The organism is Alphaproteobacteria bacterium (genome assembly GCA_033762625.1).
Taxonomy (GTDB): Bacteria; Pseudomonadota; Alphaproteobacteria; order UBA9219; family RGZA01; genus RGZA01.
The window spans coordinates 1-24,924 of the sequence record JANRLI010000012.1 but is presented as its reverse complement, the minus strand read 5'-3'; the positions used below and the strand labels follow the sequence as shown (position 1 = coordinate 24,924).

At 48.6% G+C, this 24,924-nt stretch carries 27 protein-coding genes; 9 read left to right on the top strand and 18 right to left on the bottom strand.

The annotated features are described in order from the left end of the window. The 3 genes from SFW65_06900 to sdhC all read right to left on the bottom strand — a co-directional run. Nucleotides 1-740, bottom strand: a 740-nt coding sequence (locus tag SFW65_06900) for an FAD-binding protein (protein MDX1922840.1), incomplete at its 3' end; no start/stop codon positions are given. Nucleotides 741-759: 19 nt separating this feature from the next. Then, nucleotides 760-1,155 carry a succinate dehydrogenase, hydrophobic membrane anchor protein gene (sdhD, locus tag SFW65_06895; protein MDX1922839.1) on the bottom strand — a complete coding sequence of 132 codons (396 nt, stop codon included), beginning with the start codon at nucleotides 1,153-1,155 and terminating at the stop codon, nucleotides 760-762. Nucleotides 1,156-1,162: 7 nt separating this feature from the next. Then, entirely contained in the window at nucleotides 1,163-1,594 is a 432-nt protein-coding gene (sdhC, locus tag SFW65_06890) for a succinate dehydrogenase, cytochrome b556 subunit (protein ID MDX1922838.1), read from the bottom strand. A 160-nt stretch (nucleotides 1,595-1,754) separates the two neighbouring features. Here sdhC and SFW65_06885 point away from each other — a divergent pair, with 160 nt between their 5' ends. The 3 genes from SFW65_06885 (at nucleotide 1,755) to SFW65_06875 (ending at nucleotide 3,954) form a co-directional block, all read left to right on the top strand. Then, nucleotides 1,755-2,459: a CoA transferase subunit A gene (locus SFW65_06885; GenBank protein MDX1922837.1), complete on the top strand. Its 705-nt coding sequence runs from the start codon at nucleotides 1,755-1,757 to the stop codon at nucleotides 2,457-2,459. Nucleotides 2,460-2,462: 3 nt separating this feature from the next. Next, the gene (locus SFW65_06880) at nucleotides 2,463-3,125 is read left to right on the top strand and encodes a 3-oxoacid CoA-transferase subunit B (GenBank protein MDX1922836.1); all 663 of its coding nucleotides are present in this window, start codon (nucleotides 2,463-2,465) and stop codon (nucleotides 3,123-3,125) included. Between the two features lie 97 nt (nucleotides 3,126-3,222). Continuing rightward, nucleotides 3,223-3,954 (top strand): hypothetical protein, encoded by a 732-nt coding sequence (locus SFW65_06875; GenBank protein MDX1922835.1) that lies wholly within the window; start codon nucleotides 3,223-3,225, stop codon nucleotides 3,952-3,954. Here SFW65_06875 and dut read toward each other — a convergent pair. From dut to SFW65_06850, 5 genes are read right to left on the bottom strand one after another with little or no spacing between them, the layout of a single operon-like run. After that, nucleotides 3,913-4,377 carry a dUTP diphosphatase gene (gene dut / locus SFW65_06870; GenBank protein MDX1922834.1) on the bottom strand — a complete coding sequence of 155 codons (465 nt, stop codon included), beginning with the start codon at nucleotides 4,375-4,377 and terminating at the stop codon, nucleotides 3,913-3,915. The genes SFW65_06875 and dut overlap by 42 nt on opposite strands. Nucleotides 4,378-4,384: 7 nt before the next feature. Then, a complete protein-coding gene (coaBC, locus tag SFW65_06865) occupies nucleotides 4,385-5,596 on the bottom strand; it encodes a bifunctional phosphopantothenoylcysteine decarboxylase/phosphopantothenate--cysteine ligase CoaBC (protein ID MDX1922833.1) in 1,212 nt (403 codons plus the stop codon). Nucleotides 5,597-5,619: 23 nt separating this feature from the next. Next, nucleotides 5,620-6,141 (bottom strand): SH3 domain-containing protein, encoded by a 522-nt coding sequence (locus tag SFW65_06860; protein MDX1922832.1) that lies wholly within the window; start codon nucleotides 6,139-6,141, stop codon nucleotides 5,620-5,622. A gap of 4 nt (nucleotides 6,142-6,145) precedes the next feature. After that, on the bottom strand, nucleotides 6,146-7,567 hold the full coding sequence (locus tag SFW65_06855) for a mannose-1-phosphate guanylyltransferase/mannose-6-phosphate isomerase (protein ID MDX1922831.1): 1,422 nt from the start codon (nucleotides 7,565-7,567) through the stop codon (nucleotides 6,146-6,148). Nucleotides 7,568-7,605: 38 nt separating this feature from the next. Beyond that, nucleotides 7,606-10,257, bottom strand: coding sequence for an Hsp70 family protein (locus SFW65_06850; GenBank protein ID MDX1922830.1), 2,652 nt, complete (start codon nucleotides 10,255-10,257; stop codon nucleotides 7,606-7,608). Between the two features lie 275 nt (nucleotides 10,258-10,532). Between SFW65_06850 and SFW65_06845 the strand changes: the two genes are divergently transcribed. Next, a complete protein-coding gene (locus SFW65_06845; GenBank protein MDX1922829.1) occupies nucleotides 10,533-10,685 on the top strand; it encodes a hypothetical protein in 153 nt (50 codons plus the stop codon). A gap of 65 nt (nucleotides 10,686-10,750) precedes the next feature. Here the strand turns inward: SFW65_06845 and SFW65_06840 are convergent, their stop codons facing one another. Both SFW65_06840 and SFW65_06835 read right to left on the bottom strand, forming a co-directional pair. Then, nucleotides 10,751-11,218, bottom strand: coding sequence for an Hsp20 family protein (locus SFW65_06840; protein ID MDX1922828.1), 468 nt, complete (start codon nucleotides 11,216-11,218; stop codon nucleotides 10,751-10,753). 142 nt (nucleotides 11,219-11,360) lie between these two features. After that, nucleotides 11,361-12,377, bottom strand: a complete 1,017-nt coding sequence (locus SFW65_06835; GenBank protein MDX1922827.1) for an FkbM family methyltransferase — start codon at nucleotides 12,375-12,377, stop codon at nucleotides 11,361-11,363. Between the two features lie 90 nt (nucleotides 12,378-12,467). Between SFW65_06835 and hisN the strand changes: the two genes are divergently transcribed. Together hisN and SFW65_06825 are read left to right on the top strand one after the other, a co-directional pair. Beyond that, nucleotides 12,468-13,259, top strand: a complete 792-nt coding sequence (hisN, locus tag SFW65_06830; GenBank protein MDX1922826.1) for a histidinol-phosphatase — start codon at nucleotides 12,468-12,470, stop codon at nucleotides 13,257-13,259. After that, nucleotides 13,256-14,239 carry a lysylphosphatidylglycerol synthase domain-containing protein gene (locus SFW65_06825; GenBank protein ID MDX1922825.1) on the top strand — a complete coding sequence of 328 codons (984 nt, stop codon included), beginning with the start codon at nucleotides 13,256-13,258 and terminating at the stop codon, nucleotides 14,237-14,239. The genes hisN and SFW65_06825 overlap by 4 nt, the downstream gene beginning before the upstream one ends. Here SFW65_06825 and SFW65_06820 read toward each other — a convergent pair. Then, nucleotides 14,236-15,210: a deaminase gene (locus SFW65_06820; protein ID MDX1922824.1), complete on the bottom strand. Its 975-nt coding sequence runs from the start codon at nucleotides 15,208-15,210 to the stop codon at nucleotides 14,236-14,238. The genes SFW65_06825 and SFW65_06820 overlap by 4 nt on opposite strands. 136 nt (nucleotides 15,211-15,346) lie before the next feature. Here SFW65_06820 and SFW65_06815 point away from each other — a divergent pair, with 136 nt between their 5' ends. Together SFW65_06815 and secF are read left to right on the top strand one after the other, a co-directional pair. Continuing rightward, nucleotides 15,347-16,822 carry a redoxin domain-containing protein gene (locus tag SFW65_06815; protein MDX1922823.1) on the top strand — a complete coding sequence of 492 codons (1,476 nt, stop codon included), beginning with the start codon at nucleotides 15,347-15,349 and terminating at the stop codon, nucleotides 16,820-16,822. Between the two features lie 125 nt (nucleotides 16,823-16,947). Continuing rightward, complete coding sequence (secF, locus tag SFW65_06810; protein ID MDX1922822.1) at nucleotides 16,948-17,883, top strand: protein translocase subunit SecF; 936 nt, start codon at nucleotides 16,948-16,950, stop codon at nucleotides 17,881-17,883. On the opposite strand, the gene SFW65_06805 is transcribed toward secF, so the two are convergent. From SFW65_06805 to SFW65_06780, 6 genes are all read right to left on the bottom strand, one after another. Beyond that, entirely contained in the window at nucleotides 17,880-18,422 is a 543-nt protein-coding gene (locus SFW65_06805; GenBank protein ID MDX1922821.1) for a hypothetical protein, read from the bottom strand. The two genes, secF and SFW65_06805, sit on opposite strands and share 4 nt — an antisense overlap. Beyond that, complete coding sequence (locus SFW65_06800) at nucleotides 18,422-19,075, bottom strand: hypothetical protein (protein MDX1922820.1); 654 nt, start codon at nucleotides 19,073-19,075, stop codon at nucleotides 18,422-18,424. Before SFW65_06800 ends, SFW65_06805 begins: the two co-directional genes overlap by 1 nt. 11 nt (nucleotides 19,076-19,086) lie before the next feature. Then, nucleotides 19,087-19,749, bottom strand: a complete 663-nt coding sequence (locus SFW65_06795) for a hypothetical protein (protein ID MDX1922819.1) — start codon at nucleotides 19,747-19,749, stop codon at nucleotides 19,087-19,089. A gap of 84 nt (nucleotides 19,750-19,833) precedes the next feature. Next, nucleotides 19,834-22,407, bottom strand: coding sequence for an ATP-dependent chaperone ClpB (gene clpB, locus SFW65_06790; GenBank protein ID MDX1922818.1), 2,574 nt, complete (start codon nucleotides 22,405-22,407; stop codon nucleotides 19,834-19,836). A 44-nt stretch (nucleotides 22,408-22,451) separates the two neighbouring features. Continuing rightward, nucleotides 22,452-22,856 carry a GtrA family protein gene (locus SFW65_06785; protein MDX1922817.1) on the bottom strand — a complete coding sequence of 135 codons (405 nt, stop codon included), beginning with the start codon at nucleotides 22,854-22,856 and terminating at the stop codon, nucleotides 22,452-22,454. A 6-nt stretch (nucleotides 22,857-22,862) separates the two neighbouring features. Next, nucleotides 22,863-23,819 (bottom strand): glycosyltransferase family 2 protein, encoded by a 957-nt coding sequence (locus SFW65_06780; protein ID MDX1922816.1) that lies wholly within the window; start codon nucleotides 23,817-23,819, stop codon nucleotides 22,863-22,865. Between the two features lie 89 nt (nucleotides 23,820-23,908). On the opposite strand from SFW65_06780, the gene folE reads away from it, so the two are divergent. Next, complete coding sequence (folE, locus tag SFW65_06775) at nucleotides 23,909-24,523, top strand: GTP cyclohydrolase I (protein ID MDX1922815.1); 615 nt, start codon at nucleotides 23,909-23,911, stop codon at nucleotides 24,521-24,523. A 29-nt stretch (nucleotides 24,524-24,552) separates the two neighbouring features. Here the strand turns inward: folE and SFW65_06770 are convergent. Then, the coding region (locus SFW65_06770; GenBank protein ID MDX1922814.1) for a hypothetical protein at nucleotides 24,553-24,924 on the bottom strand (372 nt) is incomplete at its 5' end.

Sequence of the window (24,924 nt, the reverse complement as noted above, 5' to 3'; positions counted from 1 at the left end):
GTTGGATGGAACTGGATGAACTCCATATCTTGCAGTGGCAAGCCCGCACGAACAGCCATGGCGTTACCATCACCCGTGCAGGTATGCGCGGAAGTACAAGAGAAATACGCGCGGCCATATCCGCCCGTTGCAAGCACAACTGTTTGGGCGCGGAAGCGGTGCATGGTACCGTCATCCAAATTCCACGCCATCACGCCGCGACACACGCCTTCATCATCCATGATTAAATCCATGGCGAAGTATTCAATAAAAAATTCGGCGCTATGCTTTAATGATTGCTGGTACAGCGTGTGCAAAATAGCGTGACCGGTACGATCGGCCGCTGCGCAGGTGCGATATGCAATGCCCTTACCGTAATTGGTGGTCATCCCGCCAAATGCGCGCTGGTAAATCTTGCCTTCTGGTGTGCGACTGAATGGAACGCCGTAATGTTCCAGTTCAATAATCGCCGGAATAGCTTCGCGGCACATATATTCAATCGCGTCTTGATCGCCAAGCCAGTCGGAACCTTTCACCGTGTCATACATGTGAAAGCGCCAATCATCTTCACCCATATTGCCAAGTGCGGCAGAAATACCGCCCTGCGCCGCAACCGTGTGTGAACGTGTTGGAAATACTTTAGTGATACATGCCGTCTTCAAACCCTTTGCAGCCATACCAAAAGTTGCCCGCAAGCCTGCGCCGCCCGCACCAACAACCACAACGTCATAATGATGATCAACAATTTCGTAAGCAGGCATAGGTTTAGGCTTTCACAGGTTAGTTTTTGAGAGCGAGAGTAATGATGGAGAATGCGGCAACGGCAGCTAGCACAACGTGAACCAATTTATTAGCAACCAGAAGAACCGTTTTATAAAACGGCGAATGAATGTAATCTTCCATCACGGTTTGGAGACCATTGGCACTGTGATGCAATGAAAAACCTATAAACAGCAGCAGCGTGATCGCTTGCAATGGATGCTTCAGCCATTGCTGGATTGCAACCTGATCACCACCAACAAGGTCCAATACCGAGATAACAAACCAAAATGTCAGCGGGATGAGCGCAAAGGATGAAATTTTCATCATCCACCAATGATGGGTACCATCTTTAGCTGAGCCAAGGCCACGCACGCGGCCCAGATCACTGCGGAATGATTGTGATTTTGTGTTCATAAAAACCTCAGAACTTGAAAGGTAATTTTGGCAAGGCGAAGAACCATGCCATGCCGGTGAGTAGCAACGCGCATGCAATCACCAAAAGGTTTGTGCTATTTACGGTTTCTTTTTTTAAACCAACGCCTGCATCCCAAAGTAAATGGCGAACACCAGCGCAGAGATGATAAAATAATGCAAGGCTCCAGCCTGCCATGCAGACCAAGCCAACAAGTGACATGAACGCGCTTTGCCACCATTTAAAATATTCGGCATCATGTGCAGCGGCATACAGCCATGCGACGAGCACAACAGCGCCGCCCGTCAGCGCAACACCGGTTGCGCGGTGGGTGATGGATGTAATCGCTGCCAACGGCAAACGATAGACCTGAAGATGTGGAGAAAGCGGGCGCGGCCTTGCGGGTTTTGAAGCGCTGGACTTTGCGGGAGTATCACTCATTTTTGCTGGACTTTTAAGGAGTTAGAGGATGGGCATATACTTAAGGCCTTGATAAAATATGTCAATCACATTGAAAACCAATCGCTTGTTAAACCGCACATTGTTTTTTATAGTGCGATTCCTTTTTTAAGAACAACTCGCAACTTGGTAGTGGCCCCTCATGAATAAAGTGAACACCGATGCCGCCAGCGCCCTTAAGGGCCTTTTGAAAGACAACATGACCATAGCCGCAGGCGGTTTTGGATTGTGCGGAATTCCTGAAAATTGCATTGCCGCCATTCGTGAAAGCGGTGTTATGGGACTTACCATTGTTTCCAACAATGCTGGCGTGGATGGGTTCGGCCTTGGCCTGTTGATGGAAAAAGGTCAAATCCGCCGCATGATTTCATCCTATGTTGGTGAAAACAAATTATTCGCCGAACTTTATCTTTCCGGAAAGCTGGAATTGGAATTCAATCCGCAAGGCACACTGGCCGAGCGTATGCGCGCGGGCGGCGCAGGCATTCCAGCTTTTTATACTAAGACGGCGGTAGGCACGCCACTTGCCGAAGGAAAAGAAACCCGAGAATTCGATGGGGAAACCTATGTTATGGAGCGCGGCATCCGCGCTGACCTTGCGATTGTTAAAGCATGGAAAGGCGATAAGGAAGGGAATCTGATTTATAATAAGACTGCCCGTAACTTTAACCCGCTTTGCGCCATGTGCGCATCAGCAACCGTTGCCGAAGTTGAAATTCTTGTGGAAACGGGTGAATTAAACCCTGATCAAATCCACACACCGGGCATTTTCGTGAAGCGCATTTTCCAAGGCAAATCTTACGAAAAACGTATCGAACAACGCACCACCAGAAAAAAGGCTGCATAACCCATGGCATGGACACGCGAACAAATGGCTGAAAAAGCCGCACAGGAATTGCAAGACGGCTTTTATGTTAATCTTGGCATTGGTATTCCAACCTTGGTGGCAAATTACATTCCAAAAGGTGTTGATGTATCCCTGCAAAGTGAAAACGGCATGCTGGGTGTTGGCCCCTTCCCCTTCGAAGGTGAAGAAGATCCTGATTTAATCAACGCAGGCAAGCAAACCATTACTTCGCTGCCGCGCTCGTCCTACTTTGACAGCGCAACATCCTTCGCGATGGTTCGCGGCGGTCATATTGACTTATCAATTCTTGGCGCGTTGCAAGTTGCCGAAAACGGTGATCTTGCGAACTGGTTGGTGCCAGGAAAAATGGTCAAAGGCCCAGGCGGCGCGATGGATTTGGTCGCTGGCGTGAAGCGCGTGGTCGTAGTTATGGAACACACCGCCAAAGGCGAAGCCAAGATGGTGAAGCGGTGTAGCTTGCCATTGACCGGCCAAGGAGTTGTGGACCGTATCATCACCGAACTGGGAGTGTTTGACATTCAACCGGATGGTAAGCCGGGCTTTATTCTTCGTGAACTTGCCGATGGCGTAACGCTGGATGAAGTCATGAAAAATACAGCCGCAGACGTAGTTGTAGCGCTGGAAGCTGTTAAAAAAGCGTCTTAATACCTTTTTTCAATACGAAATTAAATAACTGCTTTATTCAATGCGTGCGGTGGTGCATTGATACATGCGCTTGTGCGCATAGCGAGTGGAGGAGAGTATGGCAACCCCGGCCGAACGCAAACCATTACCCGGCAAATTATTGCCCGATAGTTTATCAATAGACCAGTTCATCGACCCAATGCAGATCACAAAGCCCGCACAATTTAAAAAGCTTATTGCGGCGAATGCGTATGCGCTCACGGCTATATCTTCGATCGATACTGAAAAGGAAGCAATACGCGTTATCAATATCGTTGCCAATTTGAAATCTATAATTTCTTCTGAACGCACCAGACCCCTTTTGGAAAAACTGGACGAAGCGACACGTAAACAGTTTGATGACATTATGATTATGGTGATGACACCCGAAGCATTGCCCTATCGCTACTATGATGCGCACGGCAACGAAGCGCGTTTACGAAAACTTGCACTTGAAACCTTGCTTCAGGCACAAGGCGTAGATGCGCGCATGCATAATACCCGCCTGTGTTTTTCCGAAGTGGTATTGGATGTTGTACCCGGATTACTTCGTGCAGATCATGTCAGTGATCAGGTGAAACAAGGCATGGTGCAAGCATTGCTTGATCAACCGCGTGTTGCTGAGTTTACTCCGCATCTAGCTGGAATATTAAAAGACTTGGATAAAACGCCGCCTTATACGGATTATGATGGTCGTCCATACCCAAACCATTGGGCCCGTGATGCGTTGATCACACTGAGTGATATTGCGCGTCCTGATTTAACAGAATCACGTACCGGTCGATCCAAACCCACCAGCGCCCCGCGTTGAAGCGGAAAGTTCCGGCACTTCCTGCCAGTTGATGCGGGTATAAGTTGCAATGACCAGCTGTGCAATACGCATGCCGCGCGTAATTACAAAGGGCTCACTGCCCATATTCGCCAAAATCACTTTTATTTCGCCGCGGTAATCGGCATCCACCGTTCCGGGGCCATTCAACACACATAATCCGTTTTTAATTGTAAGGCCGGAACGTGCGCGGACCTGCGCTTCATATCCCGCTGGCAGCGCAATCGCAATTCCGGTTGGAACCAGCATACGTTGCATGGGCGCTAAAATCGTATCGGTTTCAACGGCAGCCAATAAATCCATTCCCGCTGATTGTTCGGTGGCATAAGCAGGCAGCGCTAAATCAGCCGCATGGGGCAAGCGCATTATTTGTAGGGGAATTTGCAACGGAATAGCTTGGGTCATATATCTCTCACTTAAAATAGGTGACAATTTTTTGTGTCAGCTTTTCAGCAACGTCTGACTTGGTCAGTTTATCCCATTTTTCCGGTTTCTTGCCACTGCTTAAGAAGAGAATCTGGTTGGTATCTGCACCAAATACCCCATTTGAAACATCATTGGCTAATAACCAATCACATTTTTTACGTACAAGTTTCGCGACAGCATTTTTTTCAAGGCTTTCGGTTTCTGCTGCAAAGCCGATGACCAGTTTGGGGCGTTTTTTATTCTGGCTGAGCGATAAAAGAATATCGGTATTTTCTTCCAGTATTAGCGTCGGCGTTTTTGTGCCCTTCTTGATTTTGCTAGTTTGCGTTTGCTTCACACGCCAATCGGCTACTGCAGCAGCGCATATCGCAATATCCGCAGGCAAAGCTGCTTGCACAGCTTTGTTCATGTCATCCGCCGATGTTACTGGCACTGTTTTCTTAATACTGCCGGATGGCGTTAACGCAGTTGGCCCATGAATGAGCGTTACGTCTGCACCGGCGGATGCGAGTGCATGCGCAATTGCAAAGCCTTGCTTGCCCGATGAGTGGTTGGAAATATAACGTACCGGGTCAATGGCTTCCACCGTAGGACCGGCGGTAATTATCACGCGCTTATTTTTTAAAGGTTGGCTTTTCAGCGCATTACGTTGTGCGAGCTTTTTTTTAATCGCTTCGAAAATTTCGGCTGGCTCGCTCATCCGGCCAACACCATCCTCATGGCATGCAACATCACCAGACGCTGGGCCGATGAATTCAACGCCGCGCTTCTGCAATGTCTTTACATTATCTTGTGTTGCGGCAGCGGCCCACATCTGCGGGTTCATGGCGGGCGTGCATAATATGGGCTTGGTATTCGCCAACACCAACGTGCTTGCCAAATCATCAGCTAATCCATAAGCCATCTTGGCCATAAAATCGGCTGATGCCGGCGCAATTACAACCAAATCGGAAATGCGGCTTAATTTAATGTGGCCCATTTCCGCTTCATCGGTCAGTGAAAACAATTCAGAATAGGATTTTTCTTCAGCAAGGGTTTGTAATGTCAACGCAGTTACGAATTGCGCGCCGCCCTTGGTTAGCACGGGAATAACGCGTGCACCATCTTTGACCAGCAGGCGGATAAGTTCCGGCGTTTTATAGGCAGCGATGCTACCTGTCACGATGAGCAAAATGGTTTTATTCTTCAACGACATCATATCAATATAGGCCGCAGGAACGGCTAATCAATTTTCTCGCCGGGATAAAGCCCCCATAGGCTTTCCCGCTTCATATAGCCTTTTACGCTATCAAATTCGATTTTACACCATTGTTCATCGCATTTCAAAGCCCTGCCTTGAACGCCTGGCTCGGCCTGTCCGCGAAGCGTTGAATTCGCTTCATTTTTCTTGAAAATGGGCTGCATGGTTTTGCCTACAACCAGCACCATGCGTTTGCCGGAAAGCGTTGCTTGATTAACCCAGCCTTCTGCGCCATGCACATCACGGATACGCCGCCAAATATCGAACTCAGCCGTTATTTCAACGGGCATGGCTTTGCGTTTGTAAACCCAGACAATCGGATAACGCTGCCCGGGGCCTGAACGCATATTCACATCATTACTACGCAAGCTTGCAAAACGCGGCACAGGAAGGCCTGTGCGTTTGACGGCGGAAGATAATCCGCCGCCTGTTTCAGTTGCATGAAGCAGTGGGGTAAAACACAGAATAAAACCTAATACTAAAAGCGAAAGCTTACGAAGCATTGATTTATGAACGTCCATAAGTGTCTTCGAACCTGATAATGTCGTCTTCCCCAAGATAGGAACCTGACTGCACTTCCACTACCATCAAAGGCAGTTTCCCTGGATTTTGCAAACGGTGTTTTGTGCCAACAGGCAAATAAATGGATTCATTTTCATGAATAGCGATTTCTTCATCGCCTTTGGTGACCAGGGCAGTTCCGTTAACAACGACCCAGTGCTCGCTACGGTGGTGATGGCTTTGTAAAGACAGCTTGCTTCCCGGATTGACCATGATGCGCTTAACCTGAAAGCGTTCACCTTCGCCCAAGCTTTCATACCAACCCCATGGACGATAAACACGGCGGGCATGCTGCACTTCCTGACGCTTTTTGGTTTTAAGCTTATCAACCACCAGTTTTACATCCTGTGCGCGCTTCATATCCGCGACCATCACCACATCATCCATAGTTATAATGACAAGGTTTTCAGCGCCAAGCGCGACGGTTAAGCGTCCATCGCTATGCACATAGCAGTTTTTGGTATCTTCCAGCAGCGTATCGCCCTTTGCGACATTTCCTTGCTCGTCTTTCTTGGTGATATCCCACATGCTCTGCCATGAACCGATATCGTTCCATGCCATGTCCACCGGAACCACGGCAGCTTTTCGGGTTTTTTCCATAATCCCAACGTCAATTGAAATGGATGGCACTTTGGCAAAGGCATCTTTATCAAGACGAATGAAATCGAGGTCACGTACAGCTTTGGTTAGTGCATCATGCACCTTGGCCATAATTTCTGGCTGCAAACGGGTTAGTTCTTCCACCATGCTGCGCACGGAAAACAGAAACATACCGCTATTCCACAAGTAACCCTGCTTTACAAAGGTTTCAGCCTTCACCACATCCGGCTTTTCAACAAACAATGAAATGCTGCGAACAGATCCTACGCCAACCCCATCACCGGGTTTGATATACCCATACCCGGTTTCTGCGCGTTGCGGCAAAACGCCAAAGGTCGTAAGATAACCATCCGATGCGGCAAGCGCGGCATCTTTGCATGCCTTGACAAAAGCAGGCACATTCCCAACGGCATGATCGGTTGGCATCAACAGGAACAATGGATCGGGATCTTCCTTGGTTGGCGCAAGGAATTGTGCGGCAACCGCGGCAACCGCAGCGGTGCTGCGCGGGCTGGGCTCCAGCAAAATGGCGTGTGGCTTGATATTTAATTCACGCAATTGTTCGGCAATCATAAAACGGTGTTCTTCGGCGCAAATGATAATCGGCGCCGCAAAAACGGATGTATCGCTTACGCGCAATACAGCATCTTGCAACAAGGTATGCTCGGTCGTCAGTTTTAAAAACTGTTTTGGAAACAGTGCGCGGGAAATCGGCCAAAGGCGCGTGCCCGACCCACCAGACATAATGACAGGATGAATTTTTGACATGGATTATATTATAGAGGGTTAGGTGTGGAGGTCTAGAATTATTCGCCGCGCATTAATGTGGCGGGTTCGCTCACCGTATCGCTGGCTGAAAGGCGTACTCGAATATCAAACATGCGTTTTACAAGATCGCGCAGCGCTTCATCATCGTTATCGCGGTCATGCGCAGCGCCAGCATCGACCATGGATTGAAATTCTTCCAAATCAGGGAACAAATAGCTTTCGGTTTTCAGACGATTAAACCATAAACGCACAAAGTTGCGATCACGCCATGACAAATCAAAGAAATCATCCGTTAAGTCTTCAAGGCGGCGTTCTGCATAAGGCAATTCCGCTTCACGTTTTTCATCAAGCACACTGTTAATATCGGTAATTGTTTTTTCAAAGCGTTCCAGTTCTTCGGCATTGGCAAAGCCACGTGCGACACGGTTAAAGATGGCCTGCAAGCGCCCCAAACGGCGCTGCAATAGCGGGATCAGATGTTTGCGGCTGGTGCGTGCTATATCCTGTCTTAAAAAACGCGCTTCTTCAGATACCTGGCGAATAACTTCACTATCATCAAGGCTATCTTTGAGGATTTCTTTTTGATCATCAATTCTGTCTTTCAATAATTGGATATCGGCACCTGCCGCAGGACCAATCGCTGCCGCCAAATCACCCCAATCTTCTTCGGCTTGTTTCAACATTGCCTTGGAAAACGGAGTTCCATGCTTGGCGTCATAGGCAATCGCAGCCGATTGCGGCGAATAAAAACGCGGTGTAATCAACTCAATTGGGTCTTCTTCTTCATCGAAGGCTTCCCCTTCCTCGTGCTCCTTGCCATCGTCTTTATGTGCAGGCAAACGCACGGTGGAGCGCAAAATGCCGCTTTCATCCATTTGCCAATTAAAGGTCACAGGCTCCCCTTTGCGGATGATGTAGCCTTCCGGCAAATCATTACCCGTAATAAAGAACGTACCGATACAGAGATTGAGTTCTACTTTTTCAGGATACTCTAATTGAAATAATTCGAGTGCCAACGCATTTGAAGAACCTGCTTTCAAATCGCGCGCGGCGCGGAAAATTGCCTTACCTTCGGCAGGCAATTGCGTGCCTTTGGTAATAAGCGGATCGAGTACATTTTCGCCAGCCTTGCGGTCAATCAATTTAACGGCAATGGTTTGCGCGGCAGGAATTTGTGCAGCAGAAGCTGCTGTGCGTGTCACGGTAATCTTGCGGTCGCCATGTGGCAGCGGGTCACGCTGTTCATCAAATACTGAAATAGTAAAATCGTTCTTGCCGATGTGTGGCAATGGCAGTGTAAGCGTTAAACCATCTTCCAGTTTGTAAAGCGGGGACTGCCATTCGTCGTTTTCATCGTTGCGGAATGCGCGCATCCAGCGCGCCTTGGCAGGTTTAGCGCGCAATACCACGCGTACGTTGGCTTTATCGGCGCCGGTACGCGCTGAATAATCAAATGCCAAATCAAGGCCGGTTTGTTTTTTATCAACTTCTACACGCGCTTCCTTGGGTTTTGGTTTGGCTTGTAATTTTTCGGCCACAGGTTGTGCTTCACCATCCTTTGTTGGCTGGGCCTGCACCACATTTTCCCATGTCAGGCTTTCGGCATGATAGGCAGCGCCAATCGCCACTGCGGTCATCGGGTCGATCTTCAAATCCACCGGCACTTTCAATGCATCGCTGACCATTTCCTTAATCAGCGGAATACGTGATGGACCACCGATGAAAACGATCGAATCCAAATCTTCAGTCTTTAATTCTGCTTCTTCAAGAACGCTGCGGATTAAATCAATCGTGTTGTTAACAGGTGTTTTAATCAGGCTTTCGAACACGGTTCGGGTCAATGTTGCATCAATGAAGATATCTGTGCCTGCGGCATCCTTCATGCGCACTTCTTCTTCGCTGGCAAAAACCTGTGTTTCTTCAACAAGGCTTAAATCAATCTTGGCGCGTTCAGCCGCCAGCGACGCAATACGCATCAGACGCGAATATTCCTTATTGCGGAAAAAATCTTCGGGAAGGTTATAGGTTTCTTTAAGCCATGGGCGCACGACTTCATGCACTATCATGCGGTCAAAATCGCGCCCACCCAGCATGTTGATGCCTTGATGCGATACAATTTTTACCTCGCCATCTTTGCTATGCGCAAGGGCAAGGTCAAACGTGCCACCACCCAAATCGTAAATCAGAAAATGTCCTTCGCGCGGCGTACCTGCCATGGCGGCCATCGCGGCTGCAACCGGTTCTTGCAATAATGCTACTCGTTTAAGGCCAGCCATTTCAGCAGCGCGCAAGGTTGCTTCTGACTGCATCTGGTTGAATGCAGCAGGAATAGTAATCACCACACCATCAATTTCCTGTTGGCCGATTTCAGTGAAGACCTGGCCTATCAGCTGCTTGATGATTTCTGCGCTACATTCTTCGGGAGTAAGCGATACTTCTGCGCCGGGAATTTCAATTTTTGTATTGGTACCCATCAAACGCTTAAAGCCTGCCGCAACATTTTCCGGCGAAATAAATGCCTGGTCATGTGCGCGGCGGCCAAATAACCGGTGGCCGCGCTTATCAATATAAATCATCGAAGGCAGCGTTTCCCCGCCGTCAGCCGGACGGAAGATGCGGATTTTGGAATCCAGCAATCCTGCGACGACACTATTGGAAGTGCCAAGATCAATGCCAAGATACAGCGACAAGAAAAATCACTCGAGGAATAGAAATAAACGTAAGAAGGCCAACAGATTAGCCCAAAAACATTTAATAAAATCAAAAAGGTGGTTAAAAACCGCGCGGCGGTGCGGCAACCTTAATCAACTGTTTAGCTAATATTTACGCATCATTAGCGGTTTAATTGAACCTGCTGCAAAACAACATGGTGAATACGTCAACTTTGATGATTTCTTAAAAAGTCCCTAAGCACATGAGTGGTATGATGAGGACATATTGAAATTTATTTTGAAGGGGATTTGCCGTGAGTGTTTCAGCAACATCATCGAAAATTGTCACGCCGCCCAAGACCATTTTGCCCCCGCCCCAAGCTGCACCGCCACCAAAACCTCCGATCATCAGCACAGGCCAGCAAGCAACACCTGATCGTGGCAGCAAGTTGGATATCAGAACATAACCGTTCGCGCGGAATGCCGTGCACAAGAAACCCCGGGTGATAAGCCCGGGGTTTTGTTATACAGATTAGTTTGCAGTTTGGTCGATGACCTTGCCTGCTCCATCGCCACTTTCAATTTTAATGGCACGTGGTTTTTTGGCTTCAGGCACTTCACGTTTCAATTCGACATGAAGCAAACCATCCTTCAGGCTTGCGCTGATAACTTTCACATGATCAGCAAGCTGGAAGCGGCGCTCGAAGCTTCGGGCAGCAATTCCACGATGCAGATACACACGTGCATCAGCAGCGTCATCACTGGTCTGCTTGCCTGTAACAAGCAAGACATTATCCTGCGTCACAAGATTAAGTTCACTTTCACTAAAGCCCGCCACTGCCATAGTAATGCGATAGGCATCGTCATTCAGCTTTTCGATGTTATAGGGCGGATAGCTGGGTACGGCCTCATCGACCTTCATCGCGCTGTCGATAAGACGCGAGAGATTGTCGAAGCCAATCGTTGAACGGAATAAGGGTGTTAAGTCATAGGTGCGCATAATATCCTCCTAAAAGCGATATGCGGTTGAAGCCACCACAATGGTCAGCCTCTGTATGTATGAACCACAACCCCATCATGGGCATTGCAGCTACATCATTAATTATAATTTTGGGTAGGCCATTTTCAAGAGGCAAAATTTGTTATTTTTGCAACTTAATTCTGCCAAAAGGGTAAATCTGTTTTGATTTAACCATGTGATCAAATACGCCTATATATTCCTTATAGTTTAATTTTCCCATATCCTGCGGCGTAAGTGCATCAAGCGCTCCATCAACATTCATAAACGTGCCGAGCTGGCTTTTATACTTTATTAAAACTTCCGCGGCGCAATCCGGAAAACCGAAATACTCAAACAGGGCAGCCTGTTTCAAAATCTGTTCGGGGGTTGGAATAAACCCTGTTCGGGTTTCATAATCGGGCGCACCCAGATCACGGAAATAAAACGCATCACACCAGCTGATCTGCCCTTTTTCGGTTTGCGCGGGGTCATGCCCTTCAAAGGCACGCGGCATAACGGCGCGGCTGTATCGGAACACACGCATATCGAAAACTGAGAACCCATTCGCCTGCAATAATTTATCCGTGTTACGCCATAAATTTGATTCATCGCTTTGTGGACCATTAATTGCACATTCCACCTGCAACCCCAGGACGGTTCTGGAAAGCAACCGTTGCGCACCTTTTAAAATCGGAAAATCGAAACCATCGGTGTCGGTTTTAATAAAATCCACATGGGTCAGATTTTTTTGCTGCACAAATTCATCGAGCATCATCTCGTGCAACACGGCCTGCTTGGTAGCGGCTGTCTGCTTAACATGCTGTGCAGAAAAAATCCCCAGCGTCGTGCAGGCTTTATGACCGGAACTGCGTTCGATAATATCGCTGCTTGGTATGTCGGTTGGCTCAACTGCATCCTTGGGGCCGACCATTTTAATGTGATAAAATTCTGCGCCTTGGGGTTTATCAGCTGCGGCGTTTAGCCGCGCGATTTCATCCTTTTCCAAATCGAAGCCAAACCCCGCAAGATTACCCGCAAAATGCTGGCCTAATGGATGCAGCCCGCCGTGGCATCCCACATCCAGCAACACGAAGGGTGTTTGCCGGAATTGGCTTAATGTTTGGATGAATTGGATGAAAGGAAATTTCTGGTTTGTCATACACGGCAATCTTGCAACTTAACGCTACACGAAACAAGATTTTTATAATAAAGATAAGACAACCGCATCATAAAGATGATAGATAAACCTATGCAAAAAAATCCAGCCGATTTCGTTCCTCTCCTTCACAAACTGGCCGATGCCAGCGGCGATGTCATCCGCCCCTATTTCCGCAAGGTCGGTTTTGAAAACAAAGAAGATGAAACACCCGTAACGGTTGCCGATAAGGGTGCAGAAGAAGCCATTCGTGCCATTTTGAAAAAAGAACGTCCGGATGATGGTATTTTTGGTGAAGAATTTGGCAGCCACAATATGGACGCCGAATGGAGCTGGGTGATTGATCCCATCGACGGTACCAAAGCTTTTATTCGCGGCATGCCGGTTTTTGCAACGCTGATTGCCCTTACCCATAAAAAGAAATTCGTCATGGGTGTCATTGACCAGCCGGTGTTAAAGGAACGCTGGATTGGCGGCAACGACCACCCGACCACCTTCAATGGTGAGCGCGTAACTACACGCAACTGCACCGATGTTTCAAAAGCCGTATTAAACGCAACCGCCCCGGGCATGTTTACAGGCAAGAACGAAGCCTTCGGCAAAAAATTCAAACCGCTGGAAGATGCTGCCAAATACTCGCTTTGGGGCGGCGATGCCTATGCGTTTGGTCTTGTTGCCAGTGGCTTTATCGATATCCAGATTGATACCAGTTTAAAATTATATGATTACGCGGCATTGGTACCCGTTATTGAAGCGGCAGGCGGCGTTGTAACGGATTGGCAGGGCGGCACATTGGATTTTGATAGCGTGCAAACACAGCACGGCTGTGTTCTAGCTACCGGCAACCGCACATTGCACACACAAGCACTCGCGCTGCTGAAATGAAAATTATCACTCTTATAATTGGTGTGCTTGGGCTTGGTTTTGCTGCATGGCTTGTTATCCATGAAGGACCAGAACTTATTTTTAAAACCTTTGCAGCTGCTGGTTGGGGTGTAGCAGTCGTATGTCTCTTGCATTTTCCGCACATGGCGATTGCGGGGTATGGCTGGCAATTATTATGGCCCAAACACCGTCGTCCCAATCTGTTGTTGTTCGTGTGGGTGTTATGGGTACGTGAAGCGGTCAATACACTATTACCCGTTGCACGTATCGGCGGCGAAGTAGCATCGCTTGGCATCTTGACCAAATCGGGCATGCCCATGGCGTCAAGTGTTGGTAGTTTAGTGGTTGAAACAACCCTATCGGTGCTTACCACCTTTATCTTTGTTATCATGGGCCTTTGGGTTTTTTCCGAGCGCGTGCCGGAACAGGGCATGTTCCTGCAATGGGCACTTGGACTTGGGGTATCGGCCCTGATTTTATGCGGTCTGATGTTATTACAACGTGCGGGCGGGTTTCAAATCATCGCTAAGCTGATTAACAAGGTCGCACACGATAAATTTAAAACACTCAATCAATCGGGGGCTAAGCTGGACCGCGCCGTCATGGCTTTTTATTCACGACCAAAACGTGTATTGGGCTGCACGCTGTGGTCATTTGCGGGTTGGTGGGTTGGCGCATTTGAAATTTGGATAGCTTTACAATTTCTTGGCCACCATGGACCGTTTACGGATGGCATCATTCTGGAAGCAATGATCATGGCAACAGGCAGCGCGGCATTTTTTGTCCCCGCCAGCATTGGCGTACAAGAAGGTACATTATTAGTATTTGGCCAGATGCTGGGAATACCAACTGAAGTATGCATCGCACTTGCCTTGATACGCCGCACACGCGATATTCTCGTGATGGCACCCGGTTTGCTTATCTGGCAAATTCAGGAAGGCAAAGGATTGTTCAAAAAACTTAATGCACAAAAAGCCTAGAGATCTATAAGTTTTTTGGATTTTATTATCATACTGCCTGCATTAATTACATCGACGGTGCTGGCATTCACCAAACGCTCCGCCTCTTGTGCATCGACGATGTGCATTTTTATTTTTGCATCGTTCAGCAGCATATCCTTGGCGCGTTCCAGCTCCAGCGGCACTGCCCAACGCAGATCTGTTTTACCAACACTGATAATCATTTCGCCAATCCCCGCCTGGATCATCGCTGTCGCAGCTCGGCATTCCGGCGGCGCATCCATCAAAATACTTTTTCCGCCTAGCGCGATACCTTGTTTGGCACACTGCAATAATGTTTTAACAACAGGCTGCTCTATCCAATCGCCGCTTTCAGGTTTAGTAGCGCGTGAAATTTCGCTTACATCGCCTGATGACCACCGTGCCTGCGGCAGCAATTCATCATAGACTTTCTTAAGCTGCAATTCGGTGCGGGTGATATCGGCGTTCTTGAGACTTCGTTCTTTATCACGGTAGATGCTGAGTTCCACCTTATGATCATATGCCAAATCAAAACTGCGTAGCATATCATCGCGCCAATCCTGACGTTCCAGCAATGCTTGTTCGCTAAACACCACACGTTTGAAACCTGTTGCAATCAACACGCGCATACAGCCGGGGCATGGCGGATGCGTAACATAGGCGGTTGCCTTGTTGCATGCGTAGCCGTCGCGAAGCGCATGAAAAACACCCGCGCATTCCGCATGCAGATGATAAAAATCTTTCTGGCCTTTACTCCAGCGCTCTCTCGTTTCGGTGATGCCGATTGGAAACCCGTTATGCGAGCGTGCAATGCGATGACCTTTGGGGTTAATCGCAACAAAGCCCACACGGGTTGCATAAAAACTACCGCGCGCAGCACGTTCTGCCGAAAGCAAATGCTTTAAATCAACACTGCGGTTGGTAACAGTGACGACCCGTTTGATGCGGGGGTCATTCAGAATATCTTCCATAGTTGCCCTAATAGACTTGCCACAAAAATTATAAAGGGCAGGATAGTTTTGCAAAACAAGCTTGATGATTGGTAAAGACAGATAAAACTGCTAAAAACAAGCTTGTTTTAAGAGGTTTGTCGTTTATCTTACCCGCATGGAACCATCCGAATCCCCTATTCATGCTCCCGAAATCAATCGTGAAGGCTTGACATGGCTTAATACCGACAGGCCGTTTTCACTGTCCGATTTACGCGGCAAACTGGTCATACTCGATTTCTGGACCTTTTGCTGCATCAACTGCATCCATATTCTTCCAACCTTGCAAAAAATCGAGGCGGCCTTCGGACATGAGGTGATGGTTATTGGGGTCCACTCACCAAAATTTTCTGCCGAAAAAGATATTGAAAAAGTAAAGCAGGCCATTGCACGATATGATATCCGCCACCCTGTTATCCATGACCCCAAGCATATTTTATGGGGGCATTACAATGTGCACGCATGGCCAACCATGGTGTTTATTGATCCTCTCGGCTACATCGCTCATGTAAATACTGGCGAGCCTGAACCCTTGCATCTTTTGAATACCATACGTGACGCATTAGATGTTTACGACGAGAAAGCCGTTTTAAAACCATCACCCTTTTCATGGAAACAGCCTGAAACAAAACCGGGTACGCTGCGTTTTCCAGGTAAAATAAAAAAAATGCCCGGCAAAATAAAACAATGGATGGTGGCCGATAGCGGCCACCACCAGATTGTGTTGTTTGATGACAATGGCGGCGAAATCGAGCGCTATGGCGCCGGGCGTGCAGGTTGTGATGATGGCAATAAAACCCATGCCTGCTTTAATTCCCCGCAGGGGCTTATTGCCAATAATGATTCCATCTATGTCGCAGACACAGGCAATCATGCCATTCGCCGGATTGACCGTAATACAGGTGAAGTGACCACGTTATCCGGCACAGGGTTGCGCGGCATGATGCTGATAAACAAATTTGAAAAAGCATTTGGGCGTGCGCTGGCCTCCCCGTGGGATTTAGAGATTAAAAACAACATCCTGTTTTTCAGCAGCGCAGGCACACACCAAATCGGTGCGATTGATTTGGTGGAAGGCGTTGTGCGTGTAGTTGCAGGCAGCGGCATTGAAGGCCTGCGCGATGGAGAGCCTTTGGTTGCGGATATGGCGCAGCCATCCGGCCTCGCGCTAAACAGTGATATGAGCAAACTGTTTTTTACCGATAGCGAGACATCAGCCATTCGTTTCATCGACATGGATGAAATTAAAATCCGCAGCATTATCGGGAAAGGGTTGTTTGAGTTTGGTCATGATAACGGCCCGATACAGGATGCAACGATGCAGCACCCGCTCGGGCTTTGTATGTTAGATGATGATCGCATTCTGGTGGCTGACAGCTATAACGATGCGCTTCGTCTGATTGATATGAACACACGGCAGGTAAGCGACATAGACAATCATGAATGGAATTGCACGGATGAGATATGCCTGCCCTTTAATGAACCTGCAGGCATTTGGGCGGATGGCGAAAACCGGATTTTGGTCGCGGACACCAATAACCACCGTATTGTCGAAATCCGCCGTGATTTAAAAACACGCCGGAAATGGGCTTAAAAAGGTTGCTTTTTTGGGCTGATTCAACTGCCTTAATATACGGGTTGATGGAAAGGCTAAAAGCCGTTATCCCATTTATCTCTGAATTCTCCGGCAAATCTCACCCCTAATACGATAGAAAAGACATGAAATTCCCCATTCGCCTTTTTCCTGAAAATACCTCTATCGATTTTGTTGCCAAGCGGCAGATTGCGTTCATCATTACCGCGCTCATGGTGGTAGCAGCGATTGTGTTACTGTTCGTACCGGGTCTGAATTTCGGCACCGATTTTAAGGGTGGTATTTTGATTGAAGCGCGTTCCAACGACGTGGTTGATGTCGCGAACTTGCGAAAAACACTAGATAGTCTGGCATTGGGCAGCGTTGAATTACAGGAATTCGGCACGAACAAAGATGTGCTTATCCGCATGGAACGTCAAGATGGGGGCGAAGAAGCGCAAAACAAGGCGATTGCAAAAGTACGCGAAACCATGGGCAGCAGTTATGAATATCGCCGCGTGGAAGTAGTTGGCCCGCGCGTGGGAGAGGAATTGCGTCATGCTGCTATTCTTGCACTTGGCCTTGCCATGCTGTTCATCGGCGCCTATGTGGCATTCAGGTTTGAGTGGCAATTCGGCGTTGCCGCTGTGATCGCAACTTTCCACGACGTATTCGTAACCATTGGTCTTTATGCTGCGCTTGGCCTTGAGTTTGATTTGACGGCGGTTGCTGCGCTACTCACCCTTGCTGGTTATTCCTTGAACGATACCGTGGTGGTGTTCGACCGTATTCGCGAAAATCTGCGCAAACATAAGAACGCAACACTTAAAACCATCATCAATGATGCGGTTAATCAGACCCTGTCGCGTACCTTGATGACATCGCTAACCACTTTGTTGGCCATCGTGCCGCTGACATTGTTTGGCGGCCCTGCGCTGCATGGGTTCTCGGTTGCAATTACATGGGGTATTGTGGTTGGAACTTTCTCGTCCATTTATGTGGCAGCTGCATTACTGCTGTACATGAAACCACTGCGCGGCATTCCATCGGGAATTGGTAAAGCAACCGAAGTTGCTGCTTAAAAAATATTATAGGGGTAAGGCAGCTCGATAATGTGCTTGGTAAAGAGCATGCCGATGTTCAGACCCAAAAACAGAAATGGGGCAAAGTAAACCTTGCTGATGCGTTTTTGGAACAGGTAGCAAAGCCCAATCCAGATAATCGCAAGCCATGAGCCAATAAACCATGCCAGCACAGCCGGCAGCGCGCCAAAGGTTACAACGGCAAGCGCTGTCCATTTCGCATCGCCCATGCCAATCGCATCTTTTTTGAAAAAGCGATACCAGAATTCATTGAATGCCCATAACAGCGCCCATAACCCGAGACCAAACGCAAGATTAACAATCGCATCACCATAGCCCTTGGCAAAAAAGCGTCCGGTGATAATAGCGATTGCACCGATTAATAGCGGAATATTGGGAACAATACCCGTGCGGGCATCCCAAGCAGCAGTCGCAAATAATATAATCATAATGCCCAGCGGCAGCCATGGCGCGAAAGGCCCAGAAAACATGGTGTTAAACAAGACCGACATCATTTCTGATGAAGTGAGCTGTTCCATTAGGGGGAGCAATCCGGGCTGGCCGTCAGGGTTGGTTTGGTAATCCACAATATGAAGCGCTGCGATGTGCTGTTTGCATCATACGTTACTTCATTCGCCGAAAAGGACGCTGCTGCCTCAAGCAACCCTGCGCGCATTGATGAATCATTAACTGTTGATGCAAGCGGCTGTGTTCGAATACAACGCCCGCCGCTATCTCCTGCATTCACGTAATACCAGATATCAAATCCTGATGTGGGTGGCGGCAATAAAGCTGGCGCTTGTCCGGTCCATAAATTTTGAATGCCAGCGCCAAATGACGGGCAGTTCAAATTTTCAACTGGCGTCCCCGAACCCGAACTTGTTGGATAAAAAGCCGTTGGGTCAATCGGGCTACATCCGGGGCGTGACCAACCTGTGCCAGGGATGAATGTGTTGTTCGAACAATCCAGTTTTTTGTTATCAATCCCGTTACTAAAACAATCACGGATTTTGGTTGCAATCAACAATCCTTGAGATTTTAAATCCGCGGTTGAGCGGTCAATTGAAATGAGCGAGCTAAGGTTATTATTACCGCCCACACCCATAGCAACGGATACCACCGCAAGCAACGCAAGGCCGAATAAAATCATTCCAATTGCAATACCTGAATCGTTTGATAAGCGCTTTTCCATAAGACCTTACTTTAGCTAGAGCAATCGGCGCTAACCGTGCCGGATGGCGCGGTTATCCAAAGAATGAAACGCTGCGATGAGCTGTTGGGATCATAGACCACTTCTTGACTCGAAAATGCGCCTTGAACCTGTGCAAGGCCGGTTTTAATACCTACGTCATTCGCGTTGCCAGCATTTGGTTGAACGCGAATGCAGCGCCCGCCCGTTGGGCCAGCATTCACATAAACCCATTTATCAAACCCGGGGCTTGGTGGTGGGAGCGTCGCGGCATGTGCGCCGGACCACAAGCTGGTGCGTGTATCAGGCAAGGTGGTTCCTTCGGCTACGAACGCCATGCAGTGCAAATCTTCAACCAGTTGCGGGGTTGCACCAAAGCTTGCGCCGTTGGCACCTGCATAAGGATATTTATCGCCAAGTTCGCCACGGTCGAAGGAATATTGATTACATTCCAGAATTTTGCTGCGGATAAGATTGGCCTGGCTTTTGATATTATTGCGCACGGTATCCGACACAATTGTACTGCCTACCGTATTACTACCCGCCGACATGGAGACACCAATCACAGCAAGCAGCGCCACAACAAACAAGATTACGCCGATGGCAATGCCGGCTTCAGAAGATGCGCGCGGAGCAACAGGAGTTTGAGAAACGGAAGCTTGGGGGACATGCAGCATTGGTTTCCGCCTTTTGAAAGAGACAGATGAATTTAAGATACCAATTGCTAATAGAAGCTTACTAAAAATCGAATCAAACGCCAATTAACCTTGAATAACAAGGCCATGGTCATCCGCTGTGACTTTTAATTGCTGACCGTCACGTATCTGCCCTTGTAACAATAGTTGCGCGAGCGGATCTTGCAGGCTGCGTTGGATAACGCGTTTGAGTGGCCGCGCGCCATACACGCTGTCATAGCCCGTATCTGCAAGCCATGTTTTGGCTTTCTCATCCAGTTGCAGTGTAATGTTGCGATCCGCCAGAAGCTTGTGCAGACGCTGCAATTGCACATCGACAATACCTGCCATGTTATCGCGGGTTAAGCGGCGGAAAAGCAGGAGTTCATCAAGACGATTGAGAAATTCAGGACGGAAATGTTTGCGTACTGCATTCATCACTGCGTCGCGTATTTTTCCTGAAATACCATCTTGTTCTTCACTTTCCTGCGCCGCAAGAAATTCCGAACCCAGATTGCTGGTAAGAATAATAATCGTGTTGCGGAAATCAACCGTGCGGCCTTGCCCATCGGTCAGGCGGCCATCGTCCAGCACTTGCAATAAAATGTTGAACACATCGGCGTGCGCTTTTTCAACCTCATCAAACAACAACACCTGATATGGACGACGACGCACAGCTTCGGTAAGTACGCCGCCTTCTTCATATCCGACATAGCCTGGCGGCGCGCCAATCAAACGCGCAACGGCATGCTTTTCCATATATTCCGACATATCAATGCGCACCATGGCGGTGTCATCATCGAACATAAATTCAGCCAATGCCTTGCAAAGCTCGGTCTTACCAACACCTGTCGGCCCAAGGAACAGAAAGGAGCCAATCGGGCGCTGCGGATCCTGCAACCCCGCGCGCGCGCGGCGCACTGCGTTTGATACAGCTGCCACCGCTTCATCTTGCCCGATCACGCGCAGTTTGAGCTTATCTTCCATCTTCAGGAGTTTTTCGCGCTCCCCCGTCATCATTTTATCTACGGGAATGCCTGTCCATTTGCTCACGACCTCGGCGATGTTTTCTTCATGGACTTCTTCTTTCAGCATCGCGTTTTCTTCGGTGTGCTCGGCTGTTTTCAAGCGTCGTTCCAAATCAGGCAAGACGCTGTAGGTCAGCTCGCCTGCGCGGTTATAATCCCCTTTGCGCTGCGCTTGTTCCAATTCATTTTTAGCGCGCTCTATTTCCTCTTTGATGCGCTGCGATGATTTCAGTTTGTCTTTTTCCGCTTTCCAGCGCGCAGATAATTCCGATGATTGCTGTTCAAGCGCGCCAAGCTCGGTATCTAGTTTTACCAGCCGTTCCTTTGATGCGGCATCAGTTTCTTTCTTCAATGCTTCGCGCTCGATGCGCAATTGCATAATCTTGCGATCCATTTCATCAATTGCTTCCGGCTTGCTGTCCACCTGCATACGCAGGCGCGACGCGGCTTCATCGATTAAATCAATCGCTTTGTCTGGCAAGAAACGATCAGAGATGTAACGGTTGGAAAGCGTTGCTGCGGCGACCAACGCGCTATCGGTAATGCGCACGCCATGATGAAGTTCGTAGCGTTCTTTGAGCCCACGTAAAATGGAGATTGTATCTTCCACCGTTGGCTCAGAGACAAACACAGGCTGAAAGCGCCGCGCCAATGCAGCGTCTTTTTCAATATGTTTTCTATATTCATCCAGTGTGGTTGCGCCAACGCAGTGCAACTCGCCGCGCGCCAATGCAGGTTTGAGCATGTTTGATGCATCCATTGCGCCATCGCCCTTGCCTGCACCGACCAGCGTGTGAAGTTCATCGATGAACACAATGATTTCACCAGCAGCGGCGCTGATTTCCTGCAAAACCGCTTTCAGACGCTCTTCAAATTCGCCGCGGAATTTTGCACCCGCAATTAATGCGCCTAGATCCAGCGATAGCACACGCTTATCCTTCAGATTTTCAGGAATATCACCTTTGATAATACGCTGCGCCAGCCCTTCGACAATCGCGGTTTTGCCAACACCGGGCTCGCCAATCAGCACAGGGTTGTTTTTGGTGCGCCGTGCCAGCACCTGCATCGTACGGCGAATTTCATCATCGCGGCCAATCACAGGATCCAACTTGTTTTCGCGTGCCGCTGCGGTTAAATCGCGCGTGTATTTTTTTAGCGCTTGATAGCCCTGCTCTGCATTCGCGCTGTCGGCCTTGCGGCCTTTTCGCAAACCTTCCACCGCGCCATTTATATTTTGCAAGGTCACGCCCGCTTCATTCAACTTTCGTGAAATGGTAGAAGGTGATGCAAGGAGGGCTTGAAACAAACGCTCTGCGGTTACGAAACTATCCCCGCTTTTTGCTGCAATATCTTCTGCACCCGTTAAAATACGCGCAACTTCCGGCGCCATATAAAGTTCTTCGCTGCCAGTGATTTTTGGAAGCTTTGCCAATTCAGCATCCACCATTATCATTACGGCGCCTGGGTCACCGCCTGACGAGCGGATAAGGTTATTCACCAGCCCTTCGCGATCTTCCAAAAGCGCCTTTAAGAGATGTTCCGGCACAAAGCGTTGATTGTGAAGGCGCAGCGCAATGCCTTGCGCGGCTGAAATAATTTCCTTGGCACGGTCTGAGTATTTGTTGATATCCATATTATTCTCCAATGGGTATTATATGGTTATTCTTCTTGGAATTCTCAAGTTTTTGGAAAAACCAGGCGCGTGGACGACATATAGTTGATGCACATTCCGGCAAGCGAACCTGCCGCCACCGCCCATCCCGGATTTGCATAGATAAAGGGAAACTGCGTAATCAGCAGCACATAGACCGAATAATTAACAACAAACCCGACAGCGTTCAGCGCAAGAAACGATGCCCATTGTTTCGCCAGCGGTGTTTTTGGCCTGTCAGCAAAGGTCAGGATGCGGTTGCCAAACCATGTGGTGGTCGCAGCGCAGATATAAGAGATAAGCCGCGCCGTGTAGGGATCAAGATTCAGAATATGAATGCCGAATTTCAAAACGCCGTAATCGACACAAAATCCAATCACGCCGATTGAACCGAATTTAAACATTCGCACCACTGTCTCTTTATCAATCATGGGGTATTAGTCATGGTAGTGAGGTGCCGAATGGCGCAGATAGGTCAGACGTTTTAGCTCCAAGCGTGCACGAGTCAAACTATCCAAAATCATTCCACATGCAACGCCGAGTGATGATAAGATAACCAGACCTGTCGCAAGTACCGCCGAAGGCAAGCGCGGCACCAAACCGGTTTTCATAAAATCTTCAATCACAGGTACGCCCAGAATAAGTGCGCCCAGAAGTAATACAAAACTGATGATGGAAAAAAACATCAGCGGCTTTTCTTCCTTTAACAAATACAAAATCGTGAACAAGATGCGGAAACCATCTTTAAAGGTGCTTAACTTGCTCACCGAACCTTCTGGCCGTTCTTTATAGGGGGTTTGCGTTTCGGCAACTGGCATACGCAATTGCAACGCATGCACAGTTAATTCGGTTTCAATTTCAAACCCGCGCGCGAGCGCAGGGAATGATTTTACAAACCGCTTTGAAAAAACGCGGTAACCCGAGAGCACATCATTGCACGATTTTCCAAACAGCACTCCGATCATGGTACTGATGGCCCAGTTACCGAAGCGATGCCCCTTGCGGTAGGCAAGTTCACTTTTTTCAACACGCGATGCGTTGATCATGTCATAGGGGCCATTTAATAATTGCGCGACAAGGCGCGGAGCCGACCGCGCATCGTAGGTATCATCACCATCCACCAGAACATAAATATCGGCATCCACATCGGCAAAGGCGCGGCGCACCACATTGCCCTTGCCTTGCTGCTTTTCATGACGCACCAAAGCACCAGCTTTCTTAGCGTTTTCAACGCTTTTATCAGTGGAATTATTGTCATAGACATACACGTGGCTCCCGGGTAAAACCGTGACAAAATCGCGTACCACGTTGGAAATGGTGGCTTCCTCGTTATAGCAGGGAATAATCACCGCGATGGTGGGAATGAAATGTTCGGGTGATTTGATTTCTGGCATTGAAGTCCCGGGATTGAAAAACTCTGGAAGCGAATTACTTCAATAGACTAACACCTGATGCCATAAAATTTAAAGCAGGATAATTGGATATGCTCGTCAAGATTGATAAAAAAGAAACCAACGCCCGCCCCACCCGTGAGGAGGCCGAAGAAAGCGTACGCACGCTTCTGGCATATCTTGGCGAAGACGTGACCCGCCCTGGGCTGATTGAAACCCCTGCCCGTGTGGTCCGTGCGTGGGAAGAATGGTGTGATGGCTACAAGGAAGATGCAGCCGATCTTGTTGGTAAATTTTTTGACGACATTCAGGGTTATGATCAGCCGGTAATTATGCGCAACATCGATTTCGTATCGCATTGCGAGCATCACATGGCCAGCATGCCGGGCACCGCCCATGTAGCCTATTGGCCTGATAAAAAAGTTGTTGGCATCAGCAAACTGGCACGTGTTGTTGATGTGTTCGCAAAGCGTCTGCAAAGTCAGGAAACCATGACCAAGCAAATCGCTGAAAGTTTGCACAACGGGTTATCACCCAAGGGCGTTGCCGTCATTATCGAAGCTGAACATGCCTGCATGACCACGCGCGGCGCGAATAAGGCTGATGCGCATCTGGTTACGCAGTTCTTCACGGGCTGCTTTAAAACGGATTTGCAGGCGCAAGAACGCATCACTGCATTACTGTGCGGCGCGCCACGTCATAAATAAAACGTCATAAATAAATCTAAATTAGATGATTAGCGAACGACCACGTCGCCGAACCATTGCGGCAACTGCTTGTTAAGCTCGCCATCAATCGCTTCAACGGCACGTGTCATGAGCTGCATATACACTTCGCGGCGACGATCGGGCGACCCATCAAGACTGGTTTGCTGGGTTTGCGAAGTGGTTGCATTGATGTGCGCGGTTAAGCCATCCGGACGGCTTGCAACCAGCATCACGCTGAGGTTTGTGGCCATTTCAGCTTTATAAACCGTGTTATCCCACAGCCAGCCCGTTTCCTTGGTTTCAACCGGCGTCACCGTGAATTCAGCTTTTTGAATTACAAGGCGGGTGGTGTTAACACCGCCGCCTGCACGAAATTTCTTGGCAGCATAGGCGGAAAGAAT

Excerpts from the sequence above, each read along its gene's own strand:
- sdhD (MDX1922839.1), bottom strand. The coding sequence starts at position 1,155 with ATGAACACAAAATCACAATCATTCCGCAGTGATCTGGGCCGCGTGCGT.
- sdhC (MDX1922838.1), bottom strand. The coding sequence starts at position 1,594 with ATGAGTGATACTCCCGCAAAGTCCAGCGCTTCAAAACCCGCAAGGCCG.
- SFW65_06885 (MDX1922837.1), top strand. The coding sequence starts at position 1,755 with ATGAATAAAGTGAACACCGATGCCGCCAGCGCCCTTAAGGGCCTTTTG.
- SFW65_06880 (MDX1922836.1), top strand. The coding sequence starts at position 2,463 with ATGGCATGGACACGCGAACAAATGGCTGAAAAAGCCGCACAGGAATTG.
- SFW65_06875 (MDX1922835.1), top strand. The coding sequence starts at position 3,223 with ATGGCAACCCCGGCCGAACGCAAACCATTACCCGGCAAATTATTGCCC.
- dut (MDX1922834.1), bottom strand. The coding sequence starts at position 4,377 with ATGACCCAAGCTATTCCGTTGCAAATTCCCCTACAAATAATGCGCTTG.
- coaBC (MDX1922833.1), bottom strand. The coding sequence starts at position 5,596 with ATGATGTCGTTGAAGAATAAAACCATTTTGCTCATCGTGACAGGTAGC.
- SFW65_06860 (MDX1922832.1), bottom strand. The coding sequence starts at position 6,141 with ATGCTTCGTAAGCTTTCGCTTTTAGTATTAGGTTTTATTCTGTGTTTT.
- SFW65_06855 (MDX1922831.1), bottom strand. The coding sequence starts at position 7,567 with ATGTCAAAAATTCATCCTGTCATTATGTCTGGTGGGTCGGGCACGCGC.
- SFW65_06840 (MDX1922828.1), bottom strand. The coding sequence starts at position 11,218 with ATGCGCACCTATGACTTAACACCCTTATTCCGTTCAACGATTGGCTTC.
- SFW65_06835 (MDX1922827.1), bottom strand. The coding sequence starts at position 12,377 with ATGACAAACCAGAAATTTCCTTTCATCCAATTCATCCAAACATTAAGC.
- hisN (MDX1922826.1), top strand. The coding sequence starts at position 12,468 with ATGCAAAAAAATCCAGCCGATTTCGTTCCTCTCCTTCACAAACTGGCC.
- SFW65_06825 (MDX1922825.1), top strand. The coding sequence starts at position 13,256 with ATGAAAATTATCACTCTTATAATTGGTGTGCTTGGGCTTGGTTTTGCT.
- SFW65_06820 (MDX1922824.1), bottom strand. The coding sequence starts at position 15,210 with ATGGAAGATATTCTGAATGACCCCCGCATCAAACGGGTCGTCACTGTT.
- SFW65_06815 (MDX1922823.1), top strand. The coding sequence starts at position 15,347 with ATGGAACCATCCGAATCCCCTATTCATGCTCCCGAAATCAATCGTGAA.
- secF (MDX1922822.1), top strand. The coding sequence starts at position 16,948 with ATGAAATTCCCCATTCGCCTTTTTCCTGAAAATACCTCTATCGATTTT.
- SFW65_06805 (MDX1922821.1), bottom strand. The coding sequence starts at position 18,422 with ATGGAACAGCTCACTTCATCAGAAATGATGTCGGTCTTGTTTAACACC.
- SFW65_06800 (MDX1922820.1), bottom strand. The coding sequence starts at position 19,075 with ATGGAAAAGCGCTTATCAAACGATTCAGGTATTGCAATTGGAATGATT.
- SFW65_06795 (MDX1922819.1), bottom strand. The coding sequence starts at position 19,749 with ATGCTGCATGTCCCCCAAGCTTCCGTTTCTCAAACTCCTGTTGCTCCG.
- clpB (MDX1922818.1), bottom strand. The coding sequence starts at position 22,407 with ATGGATATCAACAAATACTCAGACCGTGCCAAGGAAATTATTTCAGCC.
- SFW65_06785 (MDX1922817.1), bottom strand. The coding sequence starts at position 22,856 with ATGATTGATAAAGAGACAGTGGTGCGAATGTTTAAATTCGGTTCAATC.
- SFW65_06780 (MDX1922816.1), bottom strand. The coding sequence starts at position 23,819 with ATGCCAGAAATCAAATCACCCGAACATTTCATTCCCACCATCGCGGTG.
- folE (MDX1922815.1), top strand. The coding sequence starts at position 23,909 with ATGCTCGTCAAGATTGATAAAAAAGAAACCAACGCCCGCCCCACCCGT.